The organism is Marinoscillum sp. (assembly GCF_040222955.1).
GTDB lineage: Bacteria > Bacteroidota > Bacteroidia > Cytophagales > Cyclobacteriaceae > Marinoscillum.
Genome location: NZ_JAVKCA010000007.1, coordinates 34079 through 53888 on the forward strand (window position 1 = coordinate 34079; position 19810 = coordinate 53888).

At 47.5% G+C, this 19810-nt stretch carries 10 protein-coding genes; 5 read left to right on the forward strand and 5 right to left on the reverse strand.

The window, feature by feature from the left end; translation table 11 throughout:
- Window positions 1–21 precede the first annotated feature (21 nt).
- Window positions 22–2421 carry an FtsX-like permease family protein gene (locus tag RIH33_RS02215; RefSeq protein WP_406653377.1) on the reverse strand — a complete coding sequence of 800 codons (2400 nt, stop codon included), beginning with the start codon at window positions 2419–2421 and terminating at the stop codon, window positions 22–24.
- A 427-nt stretch (window positions 2422–2848) separates the two neighbouring features.
- On the opposite strand from RIH33_RS02215, the gene tyrS reads away from it, so the two are divergent.
- Window positions 2849–4147 carry a tyrosine--tRNA ligase gene (gene tyrS / locus RIH33_RS02220; RefSeq protein WP_406653378.1) on the forward strand — a complete coding sequence of 433 codons (1299 nt, stop codon included), beginning with the start codon at window positions 2849–2851 and terminating at the stop codon, window positions 4145–4147.
- Between the two features lie 49 nt (window positions 4148–4196).
- On the forward strand, window positions 4197–5990 hold the full coding sequence (locus tag RIH33_RS02225; RefSeq protein WP_406653379.1) for a hypothetical protein: 1794 nt from the start codon (window positions 4197–4199) through the stop codon (window positions 5988–5990).
- Here RIH33_RS02225 and RIH33_RS02230 read toward each other — a convergent pair.
- Window positions 5987–6838: a hypothetical protein gene (locus RIH33_RS02230; protein ID WP_406653380.1), complete on the reverse strand. Its 852-nt coding sequence runs from the start codon at window positions 6836–6838 to the stop codon at window positions 5987–5989. The genes RIH33_RS02225 and RIH33_RS02230 overlap by 4 nt on opposite strands.
- A 1-nt stretch (window position 6839) precedes the next feature.
- On the reverse strand, window positions 6840–7769 hold the full coding sequence (locus RIH33_RS02235; protein ID WP_406653381.1) for an Ig-like domain-containing protein: 930 nt from the start codon (window positions 7767–7769) through the stop codon (window positions 6840–6842).
- Window positions 7770–7950: 181 nt separating this feature from the next.
- Between RIH33_RS02235 and RIH33_RS02240 the strand changes: the two genes are divergently transcribed.
- The 3 genes from RIH33_RS02240 (at window position 7951) to RIH33_RS02250 (ending at window position 11778) form a co-directional block, all read left to right on the forward strand.
- Entirely contained in the window at window positions 7951–11115 is a 3165-nt protein-coding gene (locus RIH33_RS02240; RefSeq protein ID WP_406653382.1) for a WD40/YVTN/BNR-like repeat-containing protein, read from the forward strand.
- Between the two features lie 79 nt (window positions 11116–11194).
- On the forward strand, window positions 11195–11410 hold the full coding sequence (locus tag RIH33_RS02245; RefSeq protein WP_406653383.1) for a DUF2191 domain-containing protein: 216 nt from the start codon (window positions 11195–11197) through the stop codon (window positions 11408–11410).
- Entirely contained in the window at window positions 11407–11778 is a 372-nt protein-coding gene (locus RIH33_RS02250; protein WP_406653385.1) for a PIN domain-containing protein, read from the forward strand. Before RIH33_RS02245 ends, RIH33_RS02250 begins: the two co-directional genes overlap by 4 nt.
- 78 nt (window positions 11779–11856) lie before the next feature.
- On the opposite strand, the gene RIH33_RS02255 is transcribed toward RIH33_RS02250, so the two are convergent.
- Both RIH33_RS02255 and RIH33_RS02260 read right to left on the reverse strand, forming a co-directional pair.
- Window positions 11857–16494 carry a M43 family zinc metalloprotease gene (locus tag RIH33_RS02255; protein ID WP_406653386.1) on the reverse strand — a complete coding sequence of 1546 codons (4638 nt, stop codon included), beginning with the start codon at window positions 16492–16494 and terminating at the stop codon, window positions 11857–11859.
- Between the two features lie 547 nt (window positions 16495–17041).
- A complete protein-coding gene (locus RIH33_RS02260) occupies window positions 17042–19807 on the reverse strand; it encodes a phosphoenolpyruvate carboxylase (protein WP_406653388.1) in 2766 nt (921 codons plus the stop codon).
- Between the last annotated feature and the right edge of the window lie 3 nt (window positions 19808–19810).

A 19810-nucleotide genomic window follows, 5' to 3' on the forward strand; every position in this document is an offset into this window, starting at 1 on the left:
TGTCCCATTCTACCTCACCCATCACTCATATCTAATAGAGTTCACGGGATTGACCATTGCTGATTTGAGCGTTCTGAATCCCGCGATCATCAGTGATACCACAATGATGGTGGTGGAAGGAATTCCGAAAGTGAAGAAATCCATTGGCTTATAATTGTTGAATATAGAGCCAATGAGTCCGTCCACCAGGTAGAATCCGGCCGTGACACCTACCACTGAGGAGATGAAAAGAAGCAGGAAATAACTCCTGCTGATCAGGTATACAATGTGCCCTACGCTCCCACCAAGTACTTTTCGCACGCCGATTTCCTTGGTTCTTTTGATCAGGTTAATGGACACAAGGGTATAGAGACCAAGGCAGGAAAGCACGAAAGCGACGGTACCCAGAAAACCAAATATCATTAAGATGTTGCTATTCACCTCTTTGGCTTCCCGCAGGAGATCATCCTGATAAAACCCAGCAAAGGTCTTGGTTGGGATTTTACTGTTCCACTCCCTTTCCAGGTAGTCATAGACCTCCTTGACGTGGTTGATGTTGACCTTCGCTACCATAAAACTATAGGTGCCATCATCCTGAAACTTAAGGCTTTTCAGGCGCATGGCGGTGGGTTCTATGGGTGCCCAAAAACCATACATGTAGAAGTTCTTTACCACGCCCACCACGGTGAGTGTGGTGGAGTCATTGAGGTACACCCGCTGACCAATGGGATTAGTCCAGCCAAACTCTTCCACAGCACGCTCATTCACCACCAGAGAGTTCTGACTGTCAGAAGCTTCCAGCTCTTTGGAGAAAGATCTTCCATTGACGATTTTCAGTCCCATTGCTTCGATATAATCGATGCCCACATCCAACATGTTGGTCTGAACTTCCATATCCTGATTTTTGAGGAGTGCACCATAGTTTCCCCGGCCGATATGGTTCTTGGCACTGGCTATTTGTTCTATGTCGGGGTTGGCCAGCATGGAGGCATAGATTTTCTGCTGCTGGGTTTCGTTCAGCAGACTTACACCGATGATCTGGTCTCGGTTATAGCCCATGTCGAGCGTTTCCTGGTAGCGGGCATTTTGAATGAAGGCCACACTGGCAAATATGGCGATCACGGTGAAGGCATACTGCGTGGCCAGGAGCACCTTGGTAAGCTTGCCAGCTCCGCCTATGCTCAGGCTGCCGCGGAGGATGCTCACAGGCTTGTAGCGGCTGATGTAAAGCGATGGGTAAAAACCTGCCAATAAAGTGGTGAAAACCAGCAGGCCCACCAGAAACAAGTAGAACTTAAAATCCTGGGTAAGGTCTAGCTGAAGATCCAGTCCCTGCCACATGGCCCCGTAGGCTGGCACCAGGTAGGAAGCAATCCCCAAAGACATCAACAACGCCAACAGACAAACCGTAAGGTTTTCGGTCATAAACTGCTTGATCAACTGCCTTCTGGTGCCTCCAAGCACCTTTCGTACCCCTATTTCTTTCAGTCGGCGGTTAGAGTTGGCAATGGCCGTATTTGTGAAGTTGAAACACGCCACCAGCAGGATCAATAACGCCATCACCTGTGGGGTGAGAATGGCTGCGGGAGGCATGGCATTGCGCAGGTTATCCCATCTGAGCTGCCGGGATATCTGGGCGTGGTTGTTCATGGGGCTGAGGATGAACCTTTTGATGGTAAAGTCCGGGCGGGCCTCCTGTTGCACAGCGAGGTATTTATCCAATAATGGCTCGAATGTTTCTGCCTGGTTCGGATCATTGAAATACACAAAGGTGTTTTGTGCAAAAGCACCCCAATTGCCCTTCACATTGTCGTCATACATTCGGAACCGGTTCTCAAATGAAGTGAGTATTTCAAAATGTACAGAGGAGTTCTGTGGTGGCGCTTGCACCACACCCGCAATGGTAAAATTGAAACTCATGCCCGTATCATCAAACACTGTGAGCACCTTTCCTATGGGGTCCTCATCCTCATAAAACTTGCGGGCATATTCCTCAGTCACCACGGCCTGGTCCAGCTTGTGATAAGCCAATGGGTTGCCAGTGACCATCGGAAAAGTAAACGACTCAATCAATCCCGGATCGGCATAGCAAACGCTGGTGTTAAAAACCTTGTCCATGTTCACATCCCTGACGGTGAACACATGACTTTCAAAGCGAAAGACCCTTTCCACCCCGGCCAGATCATTTCTGATGGCATCAGCCATGGGCATGGGAATGCGGCCATATTCTATCAGGTCCCCTTGGGTTTCCCTGAGGTTGTGGATTTTGTAGATATGATCGATCTGCGCGTGACTTTTGTCAAAGTCCCAGTTTTGCTTGGAGTTGAGGTAGGCCACGATACAGCAGGCAAGCGCGAGGCCCAGTCCTACAATGTTGATGGTCACATAGACCTTGTTTTTCAGGAGGTTACGAAGAGCGACTTTCAGGAAATTCTTAAGCATGGCTTGTTCGGTTGTTATGGATAGTGGTGATGAGCACTTGTACTTTTTAGTTGATTTCCAAAAGCCAATCATTATGCCAACAACCATAACATTCAGAAATACAGCGAGATACAGACTTTCTATGAACATCTAACCGTTCAGAACCGAACGATCCGGTGCGGTTTTTTGTCCGGTTTGGAGCAAAGTCAGGGTGTGGAATGACTTTCCTCTCCAAGTTGATACCTGACTGGTAAGAGTAATTCCGCAATAGAAGTGATTGTAATGAATACACTTGACCTTTCAAGTGGTATCCATTATGAAGTTGGAACCAAGTGTAGGGGGCTGAGTTGATTGATTCATCTCTCCTACCCATCTTTCATAATTTGCCTCCAATAACCCGCCCCAAAATCAAAAAGGCTCCTATTTTTGCGCAAATCAAAAATTACAAATGAAAGATTTCGTAGCAGAACTAAAATGGAGGGGCATGATTCAGGACATCATGCCGGAGACGGACGAACACCTGATGGAAAGCATGCGATCTGCTTATTTGGGCATTGACCCCACTGCCGACTCTCTGCACATTGGCCACCTGGTGGGTGTGATGATGCTGAAGCATTTTCAGCAGTGCGGACATAAGCCTTATGCCCTCATTGGGGGTGCTACAGGCATGATCGGTGACCCTTCCGGGAAGTCTGCCGAACGAAATCTTTTAGATGAAAAGACCCTCCGTCACAATCAGGATGCCATCAAATCACAGCTTTCCAGGTTCCTGGATTTTGACTCTGCCGCATCCAACGCTGCCGTGCTGGTTAACAACTACGATTGGATGAAGGACTTCACCTTCCTTGGCTTCATTCGTGACGTGGGCAAACACATCACGGTCAACTACATGATGGCCAAAGACTCTGTGAAGAAGCGATTGTCATCGGAATCATCTGACGGGATGAGTTTCACGGAGTTCACCTACCAGCTGGTGCAGGGCTATGACTTTCTACACCTTTACAAGGAAGCCCAGTGTACCCTGCAGATGGGTGGTAGTGACCAGTGGGGCAACATCACCACGGGTACTGAACTGGTCCGCCGGATCGCAGGCGGCAAGGCTTATGCCCTCACCTGCCCACTCATAACCAAGGCTGATGGAACCAAATTTGGCAAAACCGAAGGTGGAAATATCTGGTTGGATGCCGAGCGCACCTCTCCCTACCAGTTTTACCAGTACTGGCTCAATACCTCCGATGCAGATGCTGAGAAGTACATCAAAATCTTCACCTTCCTCTCGAAAGAGGAAATCGAAACGCTGATTGCCACACATCGCGAGGCGCCTCACCAGCGTGTTTTGCAGAAGAAACTGGCAGAAGAAATTACGGTTAGCGCACACTCTCAGGCGGACCTGGAGATGGCCATCAAAGCGTCAGACATCCTATTTGGGAAGTCTACCACGGAGGACCTTACGTCCATCAATGAAAAGACTTTGCTTCAGGTCTTTGAGGGAGTGCCACAAGTGGAAATCTCCAAAGCTGAATACGAGGCTGTGGCTAATGTCACCGACTTGCTTAGTGAATTGACCCAGGGAGTTGTATTCCCCTCAAAAGGTGAAGCACGCAAAATGATCAAAGGCGGTGGTGTCAGCATCAATAAAGTGAAGGTAGAATCCTCTGAAGCAGCAGTCAACTATGATTTACTTCAAGGCAAATACCTCCTGGCGCAAAAAGGCAAAAAGAACTACTACCTCATCAAAGTATCCTGAGTTTCGGGTAATTGCATTATTTTTACTTTGTATTGAATTTTTACCAGCTATGAATCGAGCGCTTATTTACCTTTTCTTCTCAGTCTTTTTATTGAGTTTGTCCGTACCTGCTTTGGCACAGGAAACGGAGGAAGACCCCTACGCGGACTACTCCTACTTGTGGGAGGACACCAAAAAGAAGAAAAAGAAAAAAAAGAAGAACGATGCGCCGGAAGAAGTCAAAACCGAATCGGTTTCCGAGCCCATTCAGCCGGAAGAGGAAGTGATCTATACACCTCCCGCAGATACGCTAATTGATGAGCCCGCGACTGATAGCCTGCAGCCATCAGAGGATCTTCCGCTTGATTCACTGGAGGAAGCACCGCAGGAAGAACTCCAATACCCGGTAGATAGTCTGGATAAGCCACTGGATAAACAACCGCTTGAAGAAACAGATGAAGAGGAATATCAGGAGCCTGAAGTAGAGAAAGCGCCCAAAGAAAAGAAGGAGCGTAAAGACCGATCCGGTGCACCTCCTGTACAGGACTTTCGCTCTGGTATGGGCACTGAGACCGGCGGGGGTTCATTTGATGGTGGCTTCACCGTCACCCAGATAGACGACCAGTATTTTGTGGGACTGGTGCTCAATCCGGAGTTTTCAATTGGTAAAGTGGGTGTAGGCTTGAACGTACCCATTCTTTATGGCCTGGATGACCAGTCGATTCGTACGGAGATCTTCAAAGACGGTGTGGGAGCCGCCAGGCTCATCACTTACATTCGATATGGTGTACAAAAGGCTGATCCTGTCTATGTAAAGGTGGGTCAGCTCAACAATACCATGATTGGATTCGGTGGTTTGATTAATAACTATACCAACTCCACCAGTTTTGAGAAGCGAAAAGTGGGTCTGCACTATGACCTGAATGTAAAAGGAATTGCCGGCATAGATGGGCTCTACAGCGATTTTAGCCCCGGGTCCTTCAACCTCTTTGCCATGCGGCCGTATGTGCGACCGATGGCGTGGACACCCATACCCATTGTTCGCACCTTTGAATTCGGAGCCACCTTTATCCGGGACAAAGACCAGTCGAAGATTGTCACGAGTGATAGCACGTCAACTTCTTATCTCTTTACCCGAAATGGCATAGGTGCTTTTGGATTAGATATGGGCGTCACTTTGTTGCGGGTACCGTTTATTCAGATTGACCTTTTTGCTACCTACTCCAAGCTTAATGTTACCTCTGAGGCGCTGCGGGATTCACTACAGTTTACCTATACCACTACCAACGAACCCTCTATCATGTCTGATGGGTTTCAGGATGGAACTGGAGCCAGCGTAGGTGTCAACTTTCGGTTCCATTTCATTGCAGATCTCCTCAGTACAGATATTCGCATTGAGCGTCTGAACTATTCGGATCACTATCTGCCACAGTTTTTTGATGCCACCTATGAAATCAATAAAGATGCTAAAATCTATGCGCTGGGTGCTGCAGAGAAAATGAGTGGTTTCTACGGAAGCCTTACCGGCCACATATTGAAAAAAGTGCAGCTGGGAGGTAGCCTGATGATCCCGGATGACATCACCGAAGCTACACCTGCCACCGTGCGGGTGAATGCGGACCTGGATCGACTGGCGGATAAGTTTTCATTTCACGGGAGCTACATCAAAGGTAACCTGACGGACCTGGGAGACACCTTTAAATTCGATGAACGCTCACTGGCTAAGCTGAGGGTGGTGTATCACCTCAATAAGTTTCTGGCAGCCGGATTTGATTACTATTGGGCGTTTACTCCTACCGCGGACGGAGGCTATAAAGCCACCAAGTATGTATCGCCATACTTTGGGTTGAGCATTCAGTTTTAAAGCTGTAGAAAAACGCCAATTCCGAAGTTCGGAGCAGCCAAAATACGCTTCCCGGATGATGCGAAGCCTGCAGAGGCAGCAAAGCCCCAACCATTTTCCAAAGCGTAAATCAGCTCCGGAGTGAAAGACACATACTCTGTGTTATTGGCAAAGACACCATTGGCATTAGAGGTGTCCGCATCACCATTGTAGAGGGAGTTGACACTATACACTTTAAGAAGCGCTGTGACCGGCTTGAGAGATACACCTATTTCTCCACCATAGTGAAATTCATCAGAAAAGCCCTGAGTCCTGTTATTGAAACCCAAAATACCCGTAATGTAAGCCGGAGTCCCGCTGATCGAATGACTGGCCTCCAACTTCAATAGCTGATTGAACTCACCATCCCCTGTTTGGAGTATGCGATCGCTGGAGACCTCAGATGAACCGAATGGTAACCCAAAGATCAAACTGGCCGCCAGGTGGACAGGTTGATCCTGAAACATACCATATTTTAATCCCACGTTGGTATCTCCAAACGAGTTGATCTCGTCTCCCGGAATGGTGTTGCCACTCTGGTTAAACTCCACGCGATTCAGTGTGGACCTCACGAAAAAAGGAACATACAAGACCACGTTGAGCCGATCCGAGAGTCCATACTCGCCATAAAAGCTGGTGGTGTACAAACTCACCGTTGGTATGTCAGTGATGTTTCCTCCTGAATCGAAAAAGTATTGTGAGCGGATCATATTTTGCCCCAGCTTCAGAAAGCCTTTGTTTTTCTGATAGACCCATCCACCCCCGGCCAGTATGTGGAGTGAGTATAACAGGGACAGTAGTGAGAGTAAGATTTTTTTCTGAGCCATCATATTAGTTGAGTTCTGCTGATCCGAAAGTAATACTGGCGGGCTTGCACAGGAGAATTACGTAATTGTAGTCATTCAGGCCCACACCGGAGTTGACCAGGCTGACGTTATAAGTTTTGGCCCCGTTGGTGGTCACTTCAGCGATCTCCAGTCCTTGTGAGCGCACCACAGTTCCGCTGGTGGAGTTGGCCAGATAGACGAATGTGCCCAGTGCAAAGCTGGTTTCAAAGTCTTCACTGAAGGTAAGAATCAAAGCATCATTGTCATCAATAAATAAAGTGGCAGTGCCCACGGCTTTGTAGCTCCCACTGCCCTCAAAAACACCCGTACGCGCCTGTGTGCCGATCATGAGCTGGAAGGGAGGGCTTTTTACCTCTTCTATCTCAGCGGTGATGGACACGATTCCATTGGCATGTGCTGTCACCAGTCCTGTACTGCTCACCGTTGCCAGCGCTTCATTGGCTGAAGTCCAGCTCACAGGCTTGCCGGTCACCTCAACATCAGCCATGGTGTAAGCCCTGGCCGTGAGCTGTATGGTTTCATTGATCATCAGGGAGCTCTTTGGTGCCGTGATCTGCACCCGGGCCACATCATCCGTATTTTCTACCACGGTCACGTCCACCGTTACCGTTTCTTCATTGGCATAGCTGATCTGAATTTTGGTTTGGCCTTTTCCTACGGCTGTCACCAACCCGCTTTGATCTACAGAAGCTACGCTCCGGTCATTGCTTTGCCAGATGAGTTGAGCGTCCTCTCTGGGCACCCACATGTTGTAGTAATATGTGGCTTCTATCTGAGCCGTCTCCCCCACTTTCAAGCTGATACTGGTCACATCCGTGAGAATGGCAGCATCCTTTGGGTCATCAATGAAATCCGTCCCAATACAGGAAGCCAGATTCACAAGACAGTATAAATACATTACAGAATACCTCATGAGATAAATTTAGGAAAGTCGGTGGTCAAACCTGCCCTTTCAAATGTCATGGTTGAGGCATTTGGAGTAACTAATGTTTGGACATGTGCTTTCATTCGCATCAAAAATCACCCGATCAAGTAATACCCGGCCTTTCGCCTTGACTTTTTTGTGTAGGTTTATCGCTTCCAAATAAACAACTATGAAAAGATATTTTGCTTACCTCCTGATCACCCTTCCGCTGATGGCATTTTCCCAAAAAGTGGATATGGAGCTGCTCAAAGGGATAAAACCAAGAAGTATAGGTCCTGCTGGTATGGCCGGACGAGTAACAGCCATCGATGTGGTGAATAACCGACCCGAGGTGATCTATGTGGGTACCGCTTCCGGTGGCCTTTGGAGATCTGAAAGTGGTGGCACTGCCTGGGAGCCCATCTTTGATAAGCAGACTACCGCGTCCATTGGCGCTGTGGCCATTCAGCAGTCCAACCCTTCAGTGATATGGGTGGGTACAGGTGAAGGCAATCCAAGAAACTCCTTGAATGGAGGGGACGGAATCTACAAGAGCCTTGATGGTGGTAAAAATTGGATTAAAATGGGTCTGGATAAGACACGAAATATTCACAGGATCATCGTAGATCCCCAAAACCCAAATACAGTATACGTAGCAGCCATCGGGTCACCCTGGGGCATTCATCCTGAACGTGGAGTATTTAAGACCACAGATGGTGGTAAAACCTGGAATAAGATCCTCTATGTCAATGACAAGACCGGGGCAGCAGATATGGTAATGGATCCTACCAACCCCAATAAGTTGATGGTAGGCATGTGGGAGCATTACAGGCAGCCATGGTTTTTCACCTCCGGTGGGTCAGGATCAGGCTTGTATGTGACCCATGATGGTGGTGACACCTGGGTGAAGCGCATTGATGAAGACGGTTTACCAAAAGGTGATCTTGGTCGCATGGGCCTGGCCATTGCTCCCAGCAACCCTAAAATTGTATACGCTCTGGTAGAAGCCAAAAAGAATGCACTTTACAAATCTGAGGATGGAGGCTTCAAGTGGAACAAGGTGAATGACAAAAGTGAGATTGGCAACAGACCTTTTTACTATGCCGACATTTTCGTTGATCCTGTGAATGAAAACAGACTTTACACCGTCTACACCTATATCAATGTGAGTACAGATGGCGGCAGGTCGTTTGATCAGCTAATGCCGGCGTATAACACTACACGTGGTGTACATCCCGATCACCACGCCTGGTGGATTCATCCTACAGATCCCAATTATATCATAGAAGGCAACGATGGTGGCCTTAATATCTCCCGAGACCGAGGCACCACCTGGAGGTTTGTTCAGAACCTACCCGTGGCACAGTTTTACCACATTGCAGTGGACAATGACTTTCCGTACAATGTGTACGGTGGTATGCAGGACAATGGCTCATGGGCCGGGCCGGCCTATGTTTGGAAAGACCAGGGTATCAGAAACAGCTACTGGCAGGAAGTTTCCTTTGGTGATGGGTTTGATGTAGTGCCCGATCAGGATGATAACCGGTATGGTTTTTCTATGGCTCAAGAAGGCTGGGTGGGCAGATATGACCTAAAAACGGGTCATTTTGAATATGTGAAACCACATGCGCCGGAATTGGATGTGAAACTTCGGTTCAACTGGAATGCAGCCATTGGTCAGGATCCTTTTGATAGCAAAACCCTTTATTTTGGAAGTCAGTTTGTGCACAAGAGCATAGACAAAGGTCAAACCTGGGACATCATCTCCCCGGATCTCACCACCAATGATAAGAGCAAACAAAAACAGGATGAGAGCGGCGGGCTCACCATGGACGCCACCGGAGCGGAAAATTATTGCACCATATTGGCCATTACTCCGAGTGTGCTGGAAAAGGATGTGCTGTGGGTAAGTACCGATGATGGAAACATTCAGATAACCAGGGACGGTGGCAAGACCTGGACCAAAGTGTCTCAAAACATCAAAAACCTTCCTGTGAATGTCTGGATACCACAAATACAGGTATCCAATAAGAATCCGGGCGAGGCTTTAGTGATTGCCAACAACTATCGCAACTTTGATTTCAAACCATACGCCTATCGCACCACCAACTATGGCAAAACCTGGGAACGGATAGTAGATGAGAATGATGCGACTAGCTACGCGCTATCGATCGTTCAGGATCCTGTGGAGCCGAAGCTCATGTTTCTCGGCACGGATGATGGACTCTACATTTCCATAGACGAAGCTACCACATGGACTAAGTGGACCAATGACTACCCTACTGTGAACACCATGGATATGGTGATCCATCCCCGTGAACATGATTTGGTGATCGGAACTTTTGGTCGTGCTGCATATGTCATCGATGACATTCGTCCACTCAGGGCCATGGCATCTGCAGGTATCGGAATACTTGATAAACCCATTCATCTTTTTGAGCCCCCTACTGCTTACAACGCCATTTGGCAACAGCCCACAGGCTCTCGCTTTGGCGCTGACGCGATGTTCAATGGAGAAAACAGGAAAAGTGGCGCCATGCTATCCTATGTGATCAATGTTCCGAAAAAGGATGAAACCGAAAAGGAGAAAGGCGAAAAGAAAGATGAGGAGAAAGGACTGGACTCATTGACCCTGGAGGTGTTTACAATGGAAGGCAAGCTGATCAGAACCATTAAGCAAAAGGTGCCGGATAAGAATGGGGTGAATAGGATGTACTGGAGCCTTGATGAAAAAGGTGTGAGTGGCCTGTCCAGAAAAGAGCTTGATACCAAACGCGAACCGGGAGGTGTGGATGTAATGCCCGGCACTTACAAACTGCGCCTGTTCTATGCAGGCGAGTCATCAGAATCCCAGATCGATGTGAAATTTGATCCAAGAATGGAGGTCTCCACAGAGGCACTCAAGGCCAGATATGACGCGCTCAAGGCCCTGGAGTCTGATAAAGAATTGGCGCTCGGGCATGTGGAGCAGATCAAAGAAAAGCTGGCGATAATCGATGAATTAACCAAGCGAATGAAGGCAAAGAATGAAAAGGCTTTTGAAGCAGAGCTTAAGCTTTCGACAGAAACCAGGGATACCCTCAACAGTCTGCTAGACCTCTACCTCGGGAAAGAGGATGACCGACAGGGAATCACCGCTGATCAGACTGATAATGTCAATAGCTATTACGAAACGGCTGATTTCTATCTATCGAATGGCCTGCACGTGCCAACCAAGACAGAAAAGGCCATGGTAGCCAGATTTCAGTCGGTCATGGAAGCTGCCAATCAAAAAACAGATGACTACCTGGCTTCAAATTGGGCTACGTATAAAGCACAAATGGAGGCCCTTGACCTCAGCCCGTTTAAAGATTAGTCAACCGGATTTAAGAGTTAACAGGATATTTGGATAAATCGTATTGTTTATCGTATTTTGTACGATAAACAATACGATCATGAAAGTCACAGCACTCATTGAAGATGATTTGGTTGAGAAAATCAAGGAAGCCACAGGCGGTAGAAACATCACCGATAGCATCACCATAGCCCTCAAGGAATATTTGAGCAATAGGAATATCGACAAGGTGATAGATGAAATAGAGCGAGAGCCTTTCGTATTCAATGAAGATATGGCGGCTTATGGCATCCGCAATCTCAATCGAAACAGATGATTCTGGTAGATACCTCTGTTTGGATCAGTTTCCTTAGAAACTCAGATCCGGATCTCAGCGCTATTTTGAAATCTTATTTGAAAAGAAAGGAAATCTATGCGGTGAGCGCGGTATTTGGAGAGCTTTTGCAAGGCGTAAAGAACAAACGGGAAAGAGCGCTTGTCCTGTCCCTTTGGGAAAACCTGCCTGCTGTGAATGAGTCAGATTTATTCATTAAGGCAGGAGACCTCTCAAATAAGCATAAGTTTTACGCGCATGGAATTGGATTGATTGATTGCTACATCCTGGCGGCAGCCCTGAACAACGATCTGGCACTTTGGACGTTGGATAAAAAACTGGGTGCGGCGGCAGATAGTTTAATCCGGTAAAAGCCTTTATTTGTTTTTCTTCTAAAAAAAGACCGGCATGAACCGGTCTTCTTTCAATAATCATAATCCCTACTTATGTTATTTCACGATTACCCTGAAATCAACCAGCCCCTGACTGGTATTGAGCTTCAAGAAATAGACTCCAGCCTTAAAGCTGCTAAGAGGAATTTCCATTTCCTTCACCTTGTTGACCTGAATGATCCTGCCTGTCAAATCAACGAAATAGCTTTCATAGACTTGAACCTGATCCGCCAGCCTCAAATACAACCTGTCAGTGGCCGGATTTGGGAATACTTCTATGCCAACCTGCTCACCATCCACAGCCAGTACCATGTCTATTGTGACGCTACCTTCAGCTGGTTGTGCTACACCATCAGATACGCTCACAGTTAATACCCTTTCTCCGCCTATCGCAGGTAATTGAGTGACGTCAGCGATCTTCAGTTCCCCATCGCTGGACAATGAAAAGGCGCCATCATCATTGCCATCGGTGATCTGATAGATCAGCTCATCACCATCAGGATCATCCGCTGACAAACTACCCACGAGATGCCCATTGGTGAATCTTGAAAGGGAAAAGTGGCTGTCCTCAAGTGTAGGAGCTCCATTGTCAGCCGTCACGCTCAGCATCCAGTTGAAGTCTGTTTGAAAAGGCTCACTACCCCACTTAATTAAGAGTGTCTGATCCGCTTCCAAATCCTCTATGGTTACCTCAGCCATCAGATGGAACCAGCCGTTCTCAGGATCATCGTTCGCGGCAAGCAGGTTCCCATCGCAGGCATCATACACTTCAATGTATGAGTTGGCATACGATACGTTATCCAGACCGACAGATGTCAGGGTTACATCACCGGCTTTTGGCAGCGTATATTCATACCATTTCGGAGCGCCCTTAAACCGGTATAAGCCTGGAAGTATCTCTATGGCGCTATCGCAGTGATCACCACTTTCCAGTTCCACAATCTCCAACTCCCAGTCAAACCCCGGTCGTGTACCATCTGTCAGCTCACCAAAAAAGATCATCACTTCCTCTCCTGCCTCCAGGCCTTTCACCTCTACCCTGTCTTCACTGATCGCATAGCTGTTCAAGGTGCTGCAATCCGCACTCACCCCCATGGTGCGGTAACGTGCGGACGAAGGTTCCAACCTGGAAATAACAAGCTTTTTATCGGCTGCAGGCATCGTGTAAGAAACCCAGTAAAAATTACTCACATAGTTCGGTACGGTATTAATGCCCTCGTGCGCCTGGTACGGGAACTCACAAAATATACCCTGCTCCGGATCACCCACAAATAGTCGCCAGTCAAAGGAATACTGGGCTGAGTTCATGCTATTGGCCCACCTGATGTAGACGGTTGTACCGGCTTCCAGTTCCGGGAGGTATGCAAAGCTCTGTGGGTCACCACCGTAATCATAACTGTAAGCGATCAATTCACCATCACAGGCGTCATAGATTTCCACATATGTGTCAGTGGAAGTATAACCTACTGAGCTCACAGAAAATGAGGTGGTTACGGGCATCGTGAAAGTAAACCACGCGGGCATTGGTCTCTTACCATTGTTGACACCTTCCACCGCTACTAGTGGATCTTCACATGAATCTCCTTGTCTGGGCTCATCTGTGACAATTTCCCAATCAAAAGCCTCGTATGAGTAGGCTCCGTCCCATTTGATCAATAAAGTTTGACCTGCTTCCAGGTTTTCAAGGATCACCCTGCTTTGGAAGTATTCAATCCAATCTTCCAATACCAATATGTTATCATTACTGGCCAGCAGGTTCCCATCACAGCCGTCATATACTGACAACAGCGTGTTGGAGAAAGTGAATGGCATGGATGAAATCGTATAGTTTCCGGGAGTTTCCACAGTATAGGTAAACCACTGGGAAGCATATTCCGCATGATTTAGCCCATAACTGGCTACTAGTGGATCATCACATTGATCACCCTGCTTCACAGGAATTTCCTCCAACATCCACTCCACTCCCGGAAACGGGTAATCGATTGACCAGAAGATGAGCACTTCTTGTCCCTTGGAAAGGCCCGACATAAATGCCTCACCCACTCCACTGTAAAGAATGTCAGCGTTGGTACACCCGTCAAGTATCGCTACAAAGGGGCTCCCATCTCTATGGGCACCCTCATAAGTGAGCTTCAGACTACCGTCTTCAGCCATTTTGTAGTTATACCAAACAGGAGCTGTCTCCGAAGTGTTACTCCCTGTCACTGCTGTGATAGTGTGTTCACAATTATCACCCGGCATGATGTCTTCAACGGTAAGTTCCCAGGTAAAACTTTCATCAAAGTAATCTAAACTCCAGATAAACACGAGCTCCGTTCCTGCAGGAAGGTCAATGGCTCTGCCCTTTCCACTTCCGCTACCCACCCAGCTGAATAGCTGACAGTCATCATTCACAAAAATGGCCATTTCCACCGACTTGCTGCTGAATGCTGTAATGGTCTTTCCATTTGCCGGTACGGTATATTTATTCCAAAACAGATGACCAAAATAGTAGTGCTCCCTGTCCACTGTTACAGTGTTAGTCCCTGCGTTGGCTTGCACAGCAGTGGCGCAATTGTCTCCTGGCAGAGGATCAATTTCTTCTATGATCCAGTCAAATCCTTCGTAGGACCATTTCTCTGACCATAGAATGTAGAAGGTCTCTCCTGCCGGCACACCATATAAAATGAGCTGAGCCTGATCATAAGAATCGTAATTCGCATCATACCCCTCGTCATTGTCCATTATAATCTGACCATCACATTCCTGCTTGATCACCAGGTGAGTATTCACCTCCGTAAGACCTATAGAACTGATCATCAGATTGCTGTATTTGGTGGTAGTGAAGGCAAACCACTGCGGTGCGGCATCCGTATGATTGAGGCCTGCCTGCACCTGCTTAGCAACTGAACATACTTCACCATTTTCGAATGGTGAAGCGGTGAGAGTCCATTCATACCCAGATGCCAGGGATGCACTTTCCCATGCAATTTTGACGGTTTCTCCTCCTTGTAAAGCGGTAGTCAGTCCCACTTCAGTACCTGTGACACTGCTCAATAAAAAGCCATCACAGTCATTGAACAACTTTAAACTGACCGGTTCATCTGTGCCTTCTCCACGCAAGGTAAGGTTCCCGGTGGCAGGCATGGTGAAGGTGTACCAATATTCAAAAGGTGCATCGTAGGGAATAATGTTTGGCCCCTCTACAGCAGCAATTGCTTCGCTGCAGGCTTCACCGCTCCTGATAGACGCAGTGCTAAGTGTCCATTCTGTATTTCCGCCCTGAGGTTCAAATGAAATAAAGAGACTTTCATCAGCACTTACATCAAACACTGTCAGTGTGCCCTTTCCTCCCTTCATCAAATTGAGCTGGTTACAGTCATTTCCGTACACATTGACATCCAGGTTACCTCCTGAGATAGTGATCTTTTGATGATCCATATCGGGACTAAACTGGTACCAGTAAGTACCCAATGAAGTTGCCGGAAGTGTGTTGGTGCCTTCTATCGCCACAGCAGCCACCCCACAGGCAGCTCCTTCCTCCGGGGTGTCGGTAGACAGCTGCCATGTGAAAGGATCCCACTGTCTGTTCTCCCAAAGGATTCTAATGGTTTCCCCAGCTTCGAGTGCCATAGAAAGCTCCGATTGTAGCGTGCCATAGGCATCATCACTTACATTTATCGGATGTGTTTGACATTCCCTGAACAGCGACAGCTTCGTATCAACGGAGGCTCCCAATGAAGAAACAGTGATCACCTCCTGATCAGCTGCAGTATACTGATACCAGGAAAGTGGCATTTCTGCGGTGTTGTTTCCGGCGATGGCCGGAGGTGCAAGCTGGCAAACCAACAAGGCATTTCGCATTGGGCTCATTTCTAAAACCGTACGCATGCGCCAGCGCTGATCATTGGTAAAGATATTCATACAGCCATCGGTGCTGTAATCCATGTAATTTTCGATCATGTCCGAAGCTCCTCCGGGACAGCTGTCTCTGACCTGACAGGAGCGGTTGGGGCCATCGGCAGCTGGAGTATCTTCACAATAATCATCCGCATTGCAATCCCCATCTCCCCATATATGTCGAAGACCGAGCCAGTGGCCCACCTCATGAGTGGTAGTCCTCCCCTGATCAAAAGGAGCTGATACCTCGCCTGTTCTTCCAAAAAACTGGTACCCAATCACAATACCATCGGTAAAATCAAATCCATCTTCAGGAAGACCGTCCAGTCCTGATAAGTTGGGAAACTGAGCATATCCAAGTAACCCTGAGTTCCCGAAGTTGAGCACCCAAATATTAAAGTATCGATAAGGATCCCATTGGGTATTAGGCTTCAACTCTTCCTCAATCGTAGTATAATCATAAGTGGAATTATAGCCAGTAATGCGATCAATCCCCGGCTCCTCCAGAAGGTGGCCGTAAGGGTCCGTCAGCACGGGTACAAACTCTATATGGATGTCAGCCCCATCAGGGTGTTCGTTGAATCCCGCACCTAATCTTCTGAAATCTTCATTGAGTACGTCAAACTGGGACATAATCTGCTCCTGACTGATATTTGATCCGATACCACGGGGCTCACCACTGTGAACCACGTGAACGATGGTCGGGATTCTATAAATAGTCTCCGGATCAGAAGACATTCTGGTCACGTTCAGCTGCCTGGAAAGCCGCTCTTCAAAATCCTCTGTAGACAATCTTCCGGAATACTTTTCCCTCAACTTCTGCTCGTTTTCTACAGTGAAGCAGGTTCTGACTTGCGGAGAGGAATCAGCCGATTGAAAAGGGTTCCAATGCGCTGAAGTTGAACCCTTACTCCCGGAATTTTGCGCGCCAAAAGATGAATGAGTAGTCTTGGGTTCCGCTTGAGCATTCGAAGGAATTTGCGAACCGAATTGGCTTTGAGTAATCGGAACCGGGTATTCCCGATGCTGGTCAAAAGGATTTTGCCCGTATATTAAGTTGTAATGGCTGCATAAAATGGTGAAAAGAAAAATCATGCATACGTGTTTCATATTGGATTAAATTATGGTTGTTTAAACAGACAAAAACACGCGTTGAAATCAATCCGTTGGAACGGAGGTTTGAAATTTTGATGGGTGGCAAAATGAGGATGTGAACGATAATTCTGAGGGTAAAAAAACCTGGTGAGTTTTACGATTACCTCATGTTAGCTCGCTGTTCTTTTTGACTGAAACGTATCGATGGCCTCAAAAAAAAGCGCCACATTCCTGTGGCGCTTTCCTGTTATCCTTTGTTTTTATTTGATCAACCTGTATTTCTCATAGCTGATGCTATGCCATTGATGGTGAGCATGAGCTGAGTCTGAGTGATCTCCGCTGCGGGATCGTTGGCAGCCTTTTCCTTTCTCCACTTGGCCAGCAACTTCACCTGACGCTTATGCAGGTACATCATGAGGGAAGCACGGAGCTGATTAGAGTAATAGTGGTTTTTTCTTCGTTTCTCGATGTCCTGTCCGAGCAGATCCATAAGCATCTCTCTGGTGAGGGCCAATTCTCCAAGGAAAAGACCCAGGAATTTCTCTCTGAGCTTGGTGTCGCTAACGAGTGACGCGTATTCAGTCATCACTTCTTCATCAGTGGCGGCCAGACTGGTATCCACATTGGTGAGTACGTACCTGATAAACGGATCATAGACCAGCACCTTTTTGAACTCTTCATAAGCCTTATTGTCTTTGTCTCTCAGCTCACTCAGGGCAGTACCCAGACCGTACCAGCTGGTCATGTTGTAGCGCGACTGGCTCCATGAAAACACCCAGGGAATGGCCCGGAGATCTTCCAGAGAATTAGCTCCGGTTCTTTTGGCCGGCCTGGACCCTATCTTGCTGGTTTCAATAGCATCAATCGGGGTGGCTTCTCTGAAGTACGGAATAAACCCTTCCTCACGCATGAGGTTCTCGTAGTGCTTTTTGCTATCGTCTGCCAGCCGCTGTAGTACATGAGCCAACGGATGTGGCTTGCGCTCTGTAAATTGACTGAGTATGGCTGTGGCAGCCGTACTGGCCATCAATAGTTCAATGTTATACTCAGCATTCACCTTGTTAGCATATTTCTGTGCTATGGTTTCTCCCTGTTCGGTCAGCCTCAAATCTCCTCCAATACTGGAATGCGGCAGTGAATTGATAAAATAGTGCGTAGGGCCAGCTCCACGGCTAATGGAACCGCCTTTCCCATGGAAAAACCTGATTTTTACATCGAAGTTCTTTCCAGTTTCATATAACCTGGATTGTGCTTTATAAAGGTTCCATTGGCTTGCCATGATCCCTCCATCTTTGTTGCTGTCGCTATAGCCCACCATTACCTGTTGCACAGGTTTGTCCAGTTCTTCTTTTTGCTTGAAGTGATTCAGGCTGCGCTGGGTAAACGGGTGTTGTAAAAAACCTCTCATAATATCCGGACCATTTTCCAGGTCTTCAATGGTCTCCAAAAGCGGTACCACGGGCAGCTCAGACACCAGGCCTTCCTTGGTCTGCCTGGTAAGGCCTGCTTCCCTGGCCAGAAGGTATACCAGTAGCAAATCTGAAACGCTCCGCGTCATACTTACGATCAGCGATCCTATGGAATCAGTACCGTATTTTGATATATGACTCTCCAATACCCTGTAACAGTTGACCACAGCCTCTGCATTGGGGCCCAATTTGATTTTTTGATGAGTAAAAGGCCGGTTGGATTTCAACTCCTGATTGATGAACTCGATTCTCTCCTCTTCACTCCACTCAGGGTAATTGGTTTTCTCAAAGCCAGCGGCCTCCAGCAGCTGCTGCATGGCCTTGTCGTGGAAAGCGCTATTTTGTCTCACATCCACTTTGGCCAGATGAAAACCAAAGGTCTCTACACTCCTGATCGCTGTATGAATGTCATCATAAGCTATTGATTTAGAGCCATATTCAATCATTGCCTTTTGAAGTAACTTTAAATCATTCAAAAGTTCTTTGGATTCCACATAACATCCGGGGTACTCCATGATCTCGGTGGCATGGCCACGTCGGGTGTCTACCGGTAGTTTGGTGATGAGCACATTCACAAATTGCCGGAAGGCCTCGCCCCTGTTTCTCGAAAAAGCCTCATCCCCTCTGGAGCCGAGTTCCGACTGAATCTGAAGCATTCGTTTTTTCAGATCAGCATTGACCTCATCCATTTCAGCTGTAAAACTCAGATGCCTTACGAGATCAGTAAGCTTTCTTCTGATCACCACGATTGCATTGAGTCTGAGCGATTTAAGTGTTTCCTCGGTCACCTGCTCCGTGACCAGTGGGTGACCATCACGGTCTCCGCCCACCCAGTCGCCAAAGGACAGCTTTGGCCACGCATTGAGCTCATAGATGGTTTGAGCGTTAAAGCCCTGATCTTCCCATGCCTGAATCATTCTGCGATCCATCACCGGGATTACCTCCGGGAATACATTGATGAGGTAGTGCATAATGTTTCGCAGCTCAGACTGCACATCCGGCTTCTCCAGAAAAATCTCCCCCGTCTTCCACAGCCTGTAGAGTGTCTGCTTGATGTTGTGGCGGATATTGGCAATCTCTTTCCTGGTATACATGGAGTTTTCCCTGTTCACCATCAGTAGGTATAGTTCCCTATGATGCTCCAATACGGTAGCCCTTTTGGCCTCTGTCGGGTGAGCGGTGAGTACAGGCTCCACCCGGATGTCTTTCAGGCGTATGGCAATATCCCTTTCGTCGATGTTGTGCGACTTTAGCTTTTGTAGATTGTTGGCCCACAGACCGTTCACAGAAGCCAAATCCTGATCTTCCAGGCTTCTTCTATGCTGAACTGCACCATTAATCTCCACCATGTTGACCAGCTGAAAAACAAGTGAGTAAAGCTGTATGTGCTTCTCCGTTAGTTCCTGAGAGGCAAGTTCCGGGATATCATTGATCCAGGGAATCTGTGAAGCCATGGCTTCCTCTCCATTTTCCAACAAAATCTCTTTTAATGCATTCAGCAGGTACTCTAAATCCTCATATGGTTTCCCCAAAGTTTCCTTCAATAGGTTCAGCGTGGCTTTCATTGT

Bases quoted from the DNA above. Each gene is read 5' to 3' on its own strand.
- RIH33_RS02245 (WP_406653383.1), top strand. From the start codon at position 11,195: ATGAAAGTCACAGCACTCATTGAAGATGATTTGGTTGAGAAAATCAAG.
- RIH33_RS02230 (WP_406653380.1), bottom strand. From the start codon at position 6,838: ATGATGGCTCAGAAAAAAATCTTACTCTCACTACTGTCCCTGTTATAC.
- tyrS (WP_406653378.1), top strand. From the start codon at position 2,849: ATGAAAGATTTCGTAGCAGAACTAAAATGGAGGGGCATGATTCAGGAC.
- RIH33_RS02235 (WP_406653381.1), bottom strand. From the start codon at position 7,769: ATGAGGTATTCTGTAATGTATTTATACTGTCTTGTGAATCTGGCTTCC.
- RIH33_RS02225 (WP_406653379.1), top strand. From the start codon at position 4,197: ATGAATCGAGCGCTTATTTACCTTTTCTTCTCAGTCTTTTTATTGAGT.
- RIH33_RS02240 (WP_406653382.1), top strand. From the start codon at position 7,951: ATGAAAAGATATTTTGCTTACCTCCTGATCACCCTTCCGCTGATGGCA.
- RIH33_RS02215 (WP_406653377.1), bottom strand. From the start codon at position 2,421: ATGCTTAAGAATTTCCTGAAAGTCGCTCTTCGTAACCTCCTGAAAAAC.
- RIH33_RS02260 (WP_406653388.1), bottom strand. From the start codon at position 19,807: ATGAAAGCCACGCTGAACCTATTGAAGGAAACTTTGGGGAAACCATAT.
- RIH33_RS02250 (WP_406653385.1), top strand. From the start codon at position 11,407: ATGATTCTGGTAGATACCTCTGTTTGGATCAGTTTCCTTAGAAACTCA.